This is a genomic window from Stenotrophomonas sp. 220_Sma (assembly GCF_056487375.1).
This window is the reverse complement of record NZ_CM151348.1, coordinates 4,555,092-4,567,737: the sequence shown is the minus strand read 5'-3', so window position 1 is coordinate 4,567,737 and position 12,646 is coordinate 4,555,092. Positions and strand designations below refer to the sequence as shown.

The window sequence follows — 12,646 nt, the reverse complement described above, 5'->3', positions numbered from 1 at the left end:
GCTCAGAAGGTAAAACGAGCGTGAAGGGCTTCGTTGGATTGCATTAAAAACCGCATGAATACGGCGGTTTTCGCTGATGCGCTAGCGATGCCCGCGTTCTTCGCGTGCCCGCGCACGACGGTCGAACAGCAATGCACTGGTCACGATGCCAAGGCCGAGCACCACGCCGATGAACAGCAGAATCAGCGCAATGAGCGGGTAGCCGAACAGGTGCCAGCCGGTGTCGATCTTCATCATCATCGCCGCAGCCATGATCAATGCGGCACTGATGATGCCGGCAGCCACGCGGTTGGCGATCTTCTGCAGGTTCTCCATCAACCGCGATTCTTCCAGGCCGGTCACCTTCATCTGCAGGCGGTTCTCGGCCAGCAGCGCCATGATGTCCGACAGCTTGCGCGGCCCATCGCGCAGCAGCTGCTGCAGCTCCATCGCCTCGCTGGCGAGGTTGGCGGCAGACAGCGATTTCTTCAGGCGCGCACGCATCACGTGCTGCAGCTGGCGCTCAACGATGCGGCGGGTTTCCAGCTCGGGTGCCAGCAGCCGGCACACGGTTTCCAGATTGAGCAGCGCCTTGCCCAGCAGGCTCAGTTCCGGCGGCGTGCGCAGGCCGCAGGCGGTGGCGATGCGCACCATGTCCAGCACCACGCGGCCTTCGGAGAAGCTACCGCTGGCGGCGTAGCGCGCGATCAGCTGTCCGGTCTCGCGCAGGTAACGCTCTTCATCGAAGGCCTCCAGCCGCGTGCTGATGCTGATCAGATCGTCGGCTACTTCCTCGCCACGGCCATCGACCGCGGCGAACAGGATCTTCAGCAGCCGCTCGCGCAGGCGCGGCGGCATGTGCGCGACCATGCCCAGGTCGAAGATCGCCAGCCGTCCATCTGGCATCACCCGCAGGTTGCCCGGGTGCGGGTCGGCATGGATCTCGCCATGCACGAAGATCTGGTCCAGGTAGCCGCGGATCAGAGCCGCCGCCAGAGGATCCATCGATTGCTCGGTGCGGCGCACATCGGGAATCGCATCCACGCGCACGCCGGTGGCCAGTTCCATGGTCAGTACGCGCTGGCTGCTGTAGTCCCACAGCGGCTGCGGAATCCACAGGCGGCGGAACGGCTTCAGGTGCCGGCCGAAACGGGCCAGGTTCTCGGCCTCGGCGTGGTAGTCCAGCTCCTGCATCAGGGTCTTGGCGAACTCGTTGAGCCAGTCGCGCAGGCGCACGCGACGGCCCACCTGGGTCAGGTGGTCGGCGGCCAGCGCGAAGCTGCGCAGTGCCTCCAGGTCCGAGCGCAGCTGCGCGGCGACCTCGGGTTTCTGCACCTTCACCGCCACCTGGCGGCCATCGTGCAGCACCGCGCGATGCACCTGCGCGATCGAGGCACAGCCCAATGGCTCGGGATCGAACGCGGCGAACAGCTTGTTCACCGGCGCGCCCAGCTCCTGCTCGACGATGGCATGGATGCGCTCGACCGGAATCTCGGCCACCTTTTCCTGCATGCGCTCCAGCGCGGTGGCGAACTCCACCGGCACCATGTCCGGGCGGGTGGACAGCATCTGGCCTAGTTTGACGAAGGTCGGTCCCAGCGCTTCCAGGTCGCTGACGAACTGTTCCGGGTTGCCATCGGCGGGGACGTCGGCCTGGTTGCTGGCGGCGTCCAGGTTCATGCCCGAGAACACGCCCGAATGGCGGTAGCGCATCAGCAGGCGCAGGATCTGGCTGCGCCGGTTCATGCCCTTGACCAGCGGGGGATTGCCATTGGCGGTGGGCGGATTGCTCAAGCGGAACTCCCATGCGACGGATACAGGTAGTGCCGGCCGCTGGCCGGCAATGTCCGGATTACGCAGTGTCGCCGGGGGGCGGTAGGCACGCGGTGAATCCGACCGCTTCCGCAGCTGCCCCGGTATCGGTCAGAATCCGCTCATTCCCTTTCTTGGACGCCCCATGGCCGGTGCCAGCCTGTTCGCCCTGCTCGACGATATCGCCACCCTGCTCGACGATGTCTCGGTCCTGACCAAGGTCGCGGCAAAGAAGACCGCCGGCGTGCTGGGCGACGACCTGGCGCTGAACGCGCAGCAGGTGACCGGGGTCAACGCCAACCGTGAACTGCCGGTGGTGTGGGCGGTGGCCAAGGGCTCGCTGGTGAACAAGGTGATCCTGGTACCGGCGGCGCTGGCGATCAGTGCACTGGAGGCGTGGCTGCACAGCCGTGGCTGGAACGTGCCGCTGATCGTGCCATTGATGATGATCGGCGGTGCCTTCCTCTGCTTCGAGGGCGTGGAGAAGCTGGCGCATCGCTTCCTGCATTCGGCTGACGACGATGCCGAGCATCGGGCCGAGCGGCGCAAGGCGCTGGCCGATACCCAGGTGGACATGGTGGCGTGGGAGAAGGACAAGGTAAAAGGCGCGATCCGCACCGACTTCATCCTCTCGGCCGAGATCATCGTGCTGACCCTGGGCGTGGTCGCCACCGCATCGTTCACCAACCAGATCCTGACGCTGAGCGTGGTTGCGCTGGCCATGACCGTGTTCGTCTACGGACTGGTGGCGGGCATCGTCAAGCTCGATGACGTTGGGCTGTACCTGTCGCGCAAGGGCGGTGCCATCGCCGCCTTCGGTCGCGGGCTGGTGGCGTCGGCGCCGTGGCTGATGAAGTTCCTGTCGGTGGCCGGCACCATCGCCATGTTCCTGGTCGGTGGCGGCATCCTGGTGCACAACGTGCCGGCCTTGCACCACGCGGTGCAGGCACTGGGTGGCGAAGGGCAGTGGGGCTGGCTGATCAGTGCTGCGGCCAACATGGTGGTGGGCATCATCGCCGGTGCCATCGTGCTGGCGGCGGTGACCGGGTTCCAGAAGCTGCGCGGGAAGTAGGCGGCGGCCCATTGCCCGGTAGAGGCCGACCTTGGTCGGCGCATTGTTTCCGCGTGTGCCAACCAAGGTTGGCACCTACCAAAGCGCTGTCCTTGGCGTTGGTAGAGGCCGACCTTGGTCGGCGCTTTGCCCCGGCGTGAGCCAACCAAGGTTGGCACCTACCGAAGCGATGTCCTTGGCGTTGGTAGAGGCCGACCTTGGTCGGCGCTTTGTTTCCGCGCGTGCCAACCAAGGTTGGCACCTATCGAAGCGATGTCCTTCGCGTTGGTAGAGGCCGACCTTGGTCGGCGCTTTGTTCCGGCGTGAGCCAACCAAGGTTGGCACCTACCAAAGCGCTGTCCCTTGCGTTGGTAGAGGCCGACCTTGGTCGGCGCTTTGTTTCGGCGTGTGCCAACCAAGGTTGGCACCTACCAAAGCGCTGTCCCTTGCGTTGGTAGAGGCCGACCTTGGTCGGCGCTTTGTTCCGGCGTGTGCCAACCAAGGTTGGCACCTACCAAAGCGCTGTCCCTTGCGTTGGTAGAGGCCGACCTTGGTCGGCGCTTTGTTCCGGCGTGTGCCAACCAAGGTTGGCACCTACCGAAGCGATGTTCTTTGCGCTGGTAGAGGCCGACCTCGGTCGGCGCATTGTTTCCGCGTGTGCCAACCAAGGTTGGCACCTACCAAAGCGGTTTCCGGTGTACCGGAGAACTACCCCGCCTGTACGCGGTTCTTGCCCTGGCGCTTCGCGGCATACAGCGCGTCATCGGCGCGCCGCAGCAGGGTCTCGGTATCGTCGCCGGGCTGCCATTGCGCCAGCCCGGCACTGAAATGCACCGGCACGCGCCGGTCCTGCACGGTCAACACGCGGTGCGCCAGTGAACGCTGCAGGCGTTGCACGGTGGCCATGCTGTCGGCGCCCTGGGTCTCCGGCAGCACCAGCACGAACTCGTCGCCACCCAGCCGCGCGATGCCATCGGTGGCGCGCAGCAGCAGCTTGCACACGGCTACCAGGTGCTGCAGCAGCGCATCGCCACCGGCATGGCCGTGCGCATCGTTGGTCTGGTGGAAATCATCCAGGTCGATTACCGCCACGCCCAGCGGCGAGTTGTTGCGCGCGGCGCGGGCCAGCTCGCGCTGCAGCAGTTCGTCCAGGCCACGGCGGTTCAGCGCCTGGGTCAGTGGATCGATGCGCGCCAGGTCACCGGCGGCGCGCAGTTCCTGCTCCAGCTCGGCAATGCGTTGCTCTGCACGTTCCACTTCCTGCCGCGCGCTGGCCAGATGATCGCGCGCCTGCGCGGCCTGCTGCTGCACCTTGCCGGTATCGCGCATCACGTCCTGCAGCAGCTGGTTGAGGTCGGCGATGCTGCGTGCCTCGCGCAGCTGCAGTGCATAGCTGCCGATGCGGTCGTGGTACTCACCGGTGCTGGTGGCCATGCCATCCATGCGCTCGATGAACTCACCCATCAGCCCGCGCATCGCCGCCTTCGAATCGTCGATGCCCTGGCGCAGCAGCCCCTGCTTGTAGATCACTTCGCGCAGCTCGGCACGGGTACGCTCCACCGCTTCGGCTTCCAGCGGTCCGTCCAGCAGCTGGCGTACTGCGGCGATCTGGCCCTGCAGCCAGCTGCGGTCATCCAGCAGCTCGCTCACGTTCTCCAGCAGCAGTGCGAACAGCTCCAGCAGCAGCGCCTGCTGCTCCTGCCAGCTCTCGGCACGCACGCCGACCTGGTGGCCGAGTTCGCGCACGCCCTGTTCGATCGGTTCCAGCGCCGTGCCCGGTTGCCACTGGCGCAGCTGCATGGCCAGCGTCTGCGCCTGCTCGCGCAGGTCCGGATCGTGCTGCAGCAGGGCCACCACCGCGCCGCCCAGCAGCAGGCGCAGCTGCTCGGACAGGCGCAGGCTTTCCGGCTGCCCATCCGGCGAATGCTGTTCGATGGTGCGGATGTACTTGTCGATCAGCTGCCGCATTGCGCGCCCATAGCGCGGCCAATCGGCGCTGGCCTGCGCCGACTGCAGGCGGTCGCCCATGTCGCCCAGTTCGCCGGGCAGGGTGGCCATGCCATTGGCGAACGCGGCCAGCAGCGGCTCCGGTGCGTCGGCCCCGGCGAACAGCTGCTGCAGGGCCACGCCACCGCCACCCTGCAGCACCACGCGGTCGCCCAGCCCATCGTCCACCACCGCGCGCACGCGTGCCGGCGGCCCAAGGGCGGTACCGGGGGCAGGGCGGTGGTCGGGCTGGTCCGTCATGGAGCAAATCCTGGGGCTGGCAGGGACTGGTTCCAGCATATCGGCGCGGCCGCCGACGGCTTGAACGGCTAGGATGGGCGACAGGATGCCGCAGTGGAGGTGGTGATGCGCGTGATGTTGCTGGGGGCGACCGGGCTGGTCGGTGGGCTGACCCTGTCCAGGCTGCTGGACGACCCGCGCTGCAGCGCCGTGATCGCGCCGACCCGCCGCCCGTTGACTGTGGCCCACGCCAAGCTGGAGAATCCGGTGCTGGCCTTCGATGCACTGCCCGACGCAGCCGAATGGACGCGCGTGGACGCGGTCATCTGCGCGCTCGGCAGCACCATTGCCCAAGCCGGCAGCCGCGAGGCCTTCCACCGTATCGACCATGACTACCCGCTGGCGTTCGCCCGCCTGGCGCAGGCGCAGGGTGCGCAGACCTATGTGCTGAATTCCGCAGCCGGCGCCAACCCGCAGTCGTCGATCTTCTACAGCCGGGTGAAGGGCGAGCTGGAGCATGACCTGCGTGCGCTGGGGTTCAACTCGTTGACCCTGGTCCGCCCCGGGCTGATCGGCGGCGAGCGCACTGAGGTGCGACGTGGCGAGCGCCTGGCGCTGACGGTGTTGGGGGCATTGGGGCCGCTGCTGCCACGGGCGTGGCGGATCAATCCGGCCAGCGAGATCGCCAAGGCACTGGTCGAAGCCGCGCTGGCCCCACAACCGGGTGAACACGTGGTGGCATCCAGCGCACTGGTCGGCTGATGTCGCGCGCGCTGCGCCTGACCCAGCTTCAACAGCTGCTGCGCCGCCATCGACGGCCGGTGGCCGGGCAGGTGCTGGCCGAAGCGCTGGGCATCAGCTTGCGAACGCTGTACCGCGATATCGAGACCCTGCGCGAGCAGGGCGCCGACCTGCGTGGTGAGGCTGGGGTCGGCTACCAGCTGGCACCTAGCGATACCCTGCCGCCGATGACCCTGCCACCCGCAGAGATCGATGCACTGGTGCTGGGCCTGCGCTGGGTTGCGGCCCGCACCGAACCCGCGTTGGCCGAGGCCGCACGCGATGCCTTGGCGCGTATCGCGCATGTGCTGCCTGCAGCGCGCCGCGAAGCGCTGCGTGACAGTGGCCTGCGCGTGGGCCCTTCGCGCGCTGCGGCCAAGGTGCCGGCGGCACGCCTGCAGGCCGTGCGTGAGGCTGTGGGGTCGCAGCAGCGCTTGAAGTTCGGCTACCAGGATGCACAGGGCCAACGTACCGAGCGCATCGTCTGGCCGTTCGCGCTGGGCTACTTCGATGAAGTGCCGATGCTGGCGGCGTGGTGCGAAGGACGCGAGGACTTCCGCCATTTCCGGCTGGACCGCATCCGCCAGGTGCGCGTGCTGGAGGATCGCTACCTCGTGCCGCGCGCCACCCTGCTGCGGCGCTGGCAGAAGGCACAGGGCATCGCACCGGACTGGCTGGACCGTTCGTAGGGTCGAGCTTGCTCGACTGCTTCCGTGCATCGCTTCCGGCTCCTGGGGACGGCGGCCTTCGCTCTTCGCTCCTGGTAGAGGTCGAGCTTGCTCGACCGCCTTTGATCTTCGCGGACAGCAGTCGAGCAAGCTCGACATCTACCAGAGCAACGGCAACAGCAGTCGAGCAAGCTCGACATCTACCAGGGCAGAGGCAACAGCAGTCGAGCAAGCTCGACATCTACCAGGGCAGAGGCAACAGCAGTCGAGCAAGCTCGACATCTACCAGGGGGGGGCAACAGCAGTCGAGCACGCTCGACGCTACTGACAGAATCTGTCAGCAGGGCCGTACCACCATGATCGCTCCCAACAACGGAGCTTCCCCATGTTCACGCCCAGCACCCTGCTGCAGTACGTGCGCGACGTCGCCACCAGCGCCACCTTCTACAGTGGGATTCTCGGCAAGCCACCGGTCGAGCAGTCGCCCGGTTTCGCCCTGTTCCTGCTCGGCGATGGCGCCGCACTGGGCCTGTGGCAACGCGATGACGTGCAGCCACCCGTGTCTGCGCAGGCCGGTGCCGCCGAACTGGCGATGGTGGTCGCCAACCCGGATGCCGTGCAGCAGATGTACGATGCGTGGCGCGGGCTCGGCGTGCGGATTCTGCAGGCACCGGTGACACTGGAATTCGGCCACACTTTTGTCGGGGCAGACCCGGATGGCCACCGTCTGCGTGTGTACAGCCGTGCCGAAGGCATGGTCGCGCGCGATTGATTCAGAGAGGGAGCCGGCATTTGCCGGCTCCTGGACCTACCCTTGCTTCTGCGCTGCTTCGATGACGATTGAAAATGTCTCGTCGTCTTCCGAATCCCACTCAATGGCCAGCTGGGCCAGCTCTGCGACCACATCGCGGCCGGGATTGCATCGCCTGAGTTCCCTGATGAACTGCCGTATCTGACGGGGCGTCAGTTCACAACCTGGATAATCAAACAGATTGAGCGCGGCATCTGAAGAACGGTCCAGCAGTTCAGGTGCGAGGATGGAGTAGGCTTTGATGTAGCGGGAGAACGGAATATCCGACAGGAAGTTGTCCGTTGCAGTCATGATCGACGCATCATGTGGTGGGTCGCGAAGAAACTCCCTCATGACTGCCAGGACGACTTCCAATGACGGTGGTTTTGTCAGAGGTCTGTAGAAGTGGTCGGCGTATGCACAGCAGCCTTCGTGGGTGACCGCAGCATCCGATAGCGTTGCCAGCGTTGAGATCCAGACGTCAGCGTCCAGCGGCGTAGCCGGTTCGGCGTCCCCTTGTTGATCGGTTCTGGCGATGAGCGCCCGGACGATGGGCTCGCCATTGCGCCATGACTGCAGACGAGAATCGATAATCGCGTAAACCTGCTCCTGCTTGTCCCACATGGCGTCCGGTGAAGGCATTTCGCTTTGCGGAAAAAGGGAGAAGAAATCCGAGGAATAGGGTGCGCGTTTGCAGAAGTAGCGAACGGTAAACTCCAGCAGTTCCGGGGCGAACGCCGCGCCGGGGATTTCGTCCTGGAAAGCAGCTTCGATGCATGCCAAGGCATCTTCCGGCGAAAGAGCGGCCGCCACCGCAGATCCGATCGATGCGTCAAGGAACGCGCTATTTCGGGAGAGCCAACGCAGGAAGATGATGTCCAGAACCCAACTCGTGCTCGATGGATCCTCATCCCTCGGCAGCAGTGTGCTGAACGGGGAGGCGCGGAAAAAATCATCGCCCGCCTTCAGGAATTCTTCGAGTGTGGGTGGTGTCTCGAACATGGAAATTCGACGTCTGCAGAGAGGCTCAATGCTATCGAGCTGCTCTTGGGAATCCATGCAACTATTCTCAAAATGCTCCCTTGCGCTCTCGCCCGACCGTCGGAGAGCCCAGTAGATCCACGTCCATGCGTAGATGGGGCGCGACGGAGCAGGCACAAAAAAACGCCGGGCAGTGCCCGGCGTTTCTCCACTTCATGTGCCAACCAAGGTTGGCACCTACCGATCAGCTGGCCAGCGCCAGGTCATCCATCATTGCGCGCAGGAAGCGGGCCGCTTCACCACCGGTGGCCGCGCGGTGGTCGAAGGTGACCGACAGCGGGATCACCTTGTGCGCTTCCACGCCGCCCATCACCGGGGTCATCTGGTGGCGGGCACGGCCGGCACCGACGATGGCCACGCACGGCGGCACCACGACCGGGGTCGCGTAGCGGCCGGCGAACATGCCGAAGTTGGACAGCGAGATGGTGTAGCCGCTCAGTTCCGAGGCGGCGATCGAACGCGATTCCACCTGCTCGCGCAGGCGGTTGACGCCTTCACGGATGCCGCGTGCATCGAGCATGTCGGCATTGCGCAGCGCCGGCACGAACAGGCCGTCGTCGGTGTCCACGGCAATGCCGATGTCCACCTGCGCGTGCAGGGTGCGGGTCAGCGCTTCACCGTCGAACCAGGCGTTCATCGCCGGCACCTTCTGCGCGGCGACCACGATCGAACGCACCAGGCGCGCGGTGACGTCGTTGCCCGGCAGCCAGGCGTGGATGTTGGCGTCGTCGTTCAGCGTGGTCGGCACGACCTTGCTGTGCGCATCGGCCATCACGCGCGCCATGTTGCGGCGCACGCCCTTCAGCGGTTCCGGCTGGCCCTTGGCGACCACGCCCGGCGGCTGGGTGCGCATCGGCTTGCCGGCGGCAGACAGCGGGGTGCGGGCTTCGCTCTGCACCGGGGCAGACACCTGCGCCGGGGCCGGCGCGGCATAGGCGGCAGCAGCGGCCGGGGCCGGAGCGGCACCGATCTTGGCGCTGCCATCCGCAGCCGCCTGCTTGACGTCGGCCATGGTCACCGCACCATCGGCGCCGGTGGCGCGCACGCGGGACAGGTCCACGCCCAGCTTGCGCGCGGTGGCACGCACGGCCGGCACGGCCTTGACGCCACCGACGGCCAGCGCCTGTTCGGCGTGCACGGCATTGGAGCTCTGCATCGCACCGACCACGGTACCTGCGTCATCACGCTCGGCGGCGGCGGGCTTGGCGGCTTCGGCGGCCACCGGTGCAGCGGCGGCCGGCAGCGGCGGCGGGGTCGGTGCCGCGGCCGGTGCAGCGTGGCCATGGCTGTGGCCGGTGTCCTGGCCATCGGCGCGCTGCGGCAGGTTCGGGTCCAGCTCGAAGCTGGCCAGCACCGAGCCGGTCGGGATGATGTCGCCAGCGGCGCCGGACAGCTTCAGCACCTTGCCGGAGAACGGCGACGGCACTTCGACGACGGCCTTGGCGGTCTCCATCGAGACCAGCGGCTCGTCCAGCTTGATCACATCGCCTTCCTTGACGAACCACTCGACGATGGTCGCGTCCGGCAGGCCTTCGCCCAGGTCGGGCAGGTTGAAGTTCTTGGTCTGGCTCATTTGCAGTTCTCTTCCAGCAGTTCCAGTTCGCGGGCCGGCAGCCAACCCGTCGCGCCATTGGCGCGCTCGGACCACCACCACCCGCCGTGTTCGTGATGAAGCTTCACCATCTCGCCGCTTTCCACATCCAGCTCGCGGGCGTCGTAGTCGCACAGCGCTTCGGCGCGACCCTCGTCCAGCAGCTGCAACCAGGCGATGGGCGCCCATCCAGCGCGCCCATCGTTGGTGCGTACCCAGGCAAACGCCGGCCATTCCTCGTCACGGACACCTACTTCGACGATCTGGCCGGTGTGGAACCGGAGCGGGTTGGGATACTGGCTGCGGTAAGCCCCCAGAAGGCGGGCCCGCATGTCAGCCGGCCGCCACCGCGCGCTTGGCCGCAGCCACGATCCGCTCAACGCTCGGCAGGTACTTCATTTCCAGGCGGAACAGCGGAATGTGGGTGTCGTAGCCAGTAACGCGCTCGACCGGGGCCAGCAGGTCGTAGATCGATTCCTCGGCCAGGCGCGCAGCGATTTCGGCGCCGAAGCCCGCGGTCTTCGGGGCCTCCTGCACGATCACGCAGCGGCCGGTCTTGGCCACCGATTCGGCGATGGTGGCGAAGTCCAGCGGACGCAGCGTGGCCACGTCGATGACTTCGGCACTGATGCCTTCGCCGGCCAGCTTGTCGGCCGCTTCCAGCGCTTCCTTCACCTGCGCGCCCCAGGTCACCAGGGTCACGTCGGTGCCATCGCGCAGCACGAAGCAGACGTCCAGCGGCAAGGCTTCGCCGTCGTTGACGACCACTTCCTTGTACTGGCGGTAGATGCGCTTGGGCTCCATGTAGATCACCGGATCCGGCTCGCGGATCGCGGCCAGCAGCAGGCCGTAGGCACGCTGCGGCGACGACGGCAGCACCACGCGCAGGCCCGGCACGTTGGTGAAGATCGCCTCGTTGGCTTCGCTGTGGTGTTCCGGCGCGCGGATGCCACCGCCCCACGGCACGCGCAGCACCATCGGGCAGTGCAGGCGGCCACGCGTGCGGTAACGCAGGCGGGCGGCATGGCAGACGATATGGTCGACCATCGGGTACATGAAGCCGTCGAACTGGGCTTCGGCCACCGGCTTCATGCCCTGCGCGGCCAGGCCGATGGTCAGGCCGGCGATGGTGGTTTCGTCCAGCGGGGTGTCGAGTATGCGGTCCGAGCCGAAGCGCTGCTGCAGACCGGCGGTGGCGCGGAACACGCCACCGTTGACGCCCACGTCTTCGCCCAGCACCAGCACCGACGGGTCGTGTTCCAGCTCCCAGGCCAGCGCCTGGGTGATGGCTTCGATCAGGGTGATGGGGGTGGTGGTCATGCTCTCTTCTCCGCGCGCGACGGCGGCGCTGTCGGCGGCGTTGGTGTGCGCGCCGGGCGCGCCGTTCTTGATCTCATCCATGGCGCTTCTCCAGGGCGATCGCCTGGGCACGCTGGGCCAGCAGGTCCGGCGGCGGATCGGCATACAGGAAGTCGAACATCGCCTCGACCGGCTGCACCGGCGTGTTGAGGTACAGGTTCACTTCCTCGTCCACGCGGGTGCCGCATTCGGCGACCCAAGCAGTTTCCTCTTCTTCGCTCCACACACCGGCGTTGATCAGGTACTTGCGCAGGCGCAGCATCGGCTCGCGCTGCCAGGCATCCTTCACTTCGGCGTCGTCGCGGTAGCGGCGCGCGTCATCGGCGGTGGTGTGGTCGGACAGGCGGTAGGTCATCAGTTCCAGCACGGTGCCACCGTTGCCGGCCAGCGCACGTTCGCGCGCCTGCTCCATCGCCGCCAGCACTGCGATCAGGTCGTTGCCGTCCACCTGCAGGCAGTGCAGGCCGCCGGCCAGGCCCTTCTGCGCCAGCGTTTCGGCACCGGTCTGGGCCGAACGCGGAACCGAGATGGCCCAGCCGTTGTTGACGATGCACAGGATCAGCGGCAGCTTGTAGGCGCCTGCCGAATTCAGGGCCGCATAGAAGTCGGTCTTGGAGCTGCCACCGTCACCGCACACCGCCACCGCGATCTGCGCTTCCTTGTTGAGCTTGAACTTCAGCGCAGCGCCTGCGGCATGCAGGCACTGGGTGGAAATCGGCACGCAGAACGGGAAGTCCTTGGCCGCGTTGCCGCCATAATCGTTGCCGCGTTCGTCGCCGCCCCAGTACATCAGCACGTCGTGCGGGCGCACGCCACGCATGAACATCGCGCCATACTCGCGGTACGAAGGTGCGAACACGTCGTCCTTCTGCATCGCAGCGCCGATACCCACGTGCGCGGCTTCGTGGCCCAGGCAGGCGGCATAGGTGCCGAGCTTGCCGGTGCGCTGCAGCGCGATGGATTTGCTGTCGAACGTACGTACGAACAGCATCTGCTTGAACAGCGGTACCAGGACCTTGGGGTCGCGCAGCGACGCGGGCAGGTCATCGCGGACGAGCTTGCCGTCCGTATCCAGGTACTGCAGGTATTCGATCTTGAATTCAGCGGCAACCGTCATTGCGTACTGCACCTTCGACAGAGAAGTTACAAATGATATGAATCGCCATGTTAAGGAACGCGTACGGAATAGCCTTCCTGCGCCGCAACACGGCGATTCCCCGTTTTACCCCTGCCGGCGGGTGGGGGGCCAATAACAACAACGTATTCAGTCGTTGCTGCAAAGCATCAGAATACGCCTCTGGCTGACCGCCAGTACAACGGCGCGGACGGTTCCACGCGCAGCCCCGGCA

At 66.3% G+C, this 12,646-nt stretch carries 10 protein-coding genes and 1 pseudogene; 4 read left to right on the top strand and 7 right to left on the bottom strand.

Annotated features, from left to right (window positions below; translation table 11 throughout):
- Positions 1-81: 81 nt before the first annotated feature.
- Positions 82-1,728: pseudogene (locus ACZLIB_RS21290) on the bottom strand (ABC1 kinase family protein); the annotation flags it as partial.
- A gap of 208 nt (positions 1,729-1,936) precedes the next feature.
- Here ACZLIB_RS21290 and ACZLIB_RS21285 point away from each other — a divergent pair.
- Positions 1,937-2,863, top strand: a complete 927-nt coding sequence (locus tag ACZLIB_RS21285; protein WP_478468652.1) for a DUF808 domain-containing protein — start codon at positions 1,937-1,939, stop codon at positions 2,861-2,863.
- Between the two features lie 687 nt (positions 2,864-3,550).
- On the opposite strand, the gene ACZLIB_RS21280 is transcribed toward ACZLIB_RS21285, so the two are convergent.
- Positions 3,551-5,089 (bottom strand): GGDEF domain-containing protein, encoded by a 1,539-nt coding sequence (locus tag ACZLIB_RS21280; RefSeq protein ID WP_478468650.1) that lies wholly within the window; start codon positions 5,087-5,089, stop codon positions 3,551-3,553.
- A 105-nt stretch (positions 5,090-5,194) separates the two neighbouring features.
- Here ACZLIB_RS21280 and ACZLIB_RS21275 point away from each other — a divergent pair, with 105 nt between their 5' ends.
- From ACZLIB_RS21275 to ACZLIB_RS21265, 3 genes are all read left to right on the top strand, one after another.
- A complete protein-coding gene (locus ACZLIB_RS21275) occupies positions 5,195-5,830 on the top strand; it encodes a Rossmann-fold NAD(P)-binding domain-containing protein (protein ID WP_134951860.1) in 636 nt (211 codons plus the stop codon).
- A complete protein-coding gene (locus ACZLIB_RS21270) occupies positions 5,830-6,537 on the top strand; it encodes a helix-turn-helix transcriptional regulator (RefSeq protein WP_423163358.1) in 708 nt (235 codons plus the stop codon). The genes ACZLIB_RS21275 and ACZLIB_RS21270 overlap by 1 nt, the downstream gene beginning before the upstream one ends.
- Positions 6,538-6,901: 364 nt before the next feature.
- Positions 6,902-7,288 carry a VOC family protein gene (locus ACZLIB_RS21265; protein WP_180846923.1) on the top strand — a complete coding sequence of 129 codons (387 nt, stop codon included), beginning with the start codon at positions 6,902-6,904 and terminating at the stop codon, positions 7,286-7,288.
- A 36-nt stretch (positions 7,289-7,324) separates the two neighbouring features.
- Here the strand turns inward: ACZLIB_RS21265 and ACZLIB_RS21260 are convergent, their stop codons facing one another.
- The 5 genes from ACZLIB_RS21260 to pdhA form a co-directional block, all read right to left on the bottom strand.
- On the bottom strand, positions 7,325-8,365 hold the full coding sequence (locus ACZLIB_RS21260; RefSeq protein ID WP_239496505.1) for a hypothetical protein: 1,041 nt from the start codon (positions 8,363-8,365) through the stop codon (positions 7,325-7,327).
- Positions 8,366-8,531: 166 nt separating this feature from the next.
- Positions 8,532-9,920, bottom strand: coding sequence for a dihydrolipoamide acetyltransferase family protein (locus ACZLIB_RS21255; RefSeq protein WP_478468647.1), 1,389 nt, complete (start codon positions 9,918-9,920; stop codon positions 8,532-8,534).
- Positions 9,917-10,270, bottom strand: a complete 354-nt coding sequence (locus ACZLIB_RS21250; protein ID WP_005411349.1) for an SH3 domain-containing protein — start codon at positions 10,268-10,270, stop codon at positions 9,917-9,919. Before ACZLIB_RS21250 ends, ACZLIB_RS21255 begins: the two co-directional genes overlap by 4 nt.
- Before the next feature lies 1 nt (position 10,271).
- Positions 10,272-11,339 carry an alpha-ketoacid dehydrogenase subunit beta gene (locus ACZLIB_RS21245; RefSeq protein WP_005414714.1) on the bottom strand — a complete coding sequence of 356 codons (1,068 nt, stop codon included), beginning with the start codon at positions 11,337-11,339 and terminating at the stop codon, positions 10,272-10,274.
- A complete protein-coding gene (gene pdhA / locus ACZLIB_RS21240; RefSeq protein ID WP_032127144.1) occupies positions 11,332-12,414 on the bottom strand; it encodes a pyruvate dehydrogenase (acetyl-transferring) E1 component subunit alpha in 1,083 nt (360 codons plus the stop codon). The genes ACZLIB_RS21245 and pdhA overlap by 8 nt, the downstream gene beginning before the upstream one ends.
- Positions 12,415-12,646 lie beyond the last annotated feature (232 nt).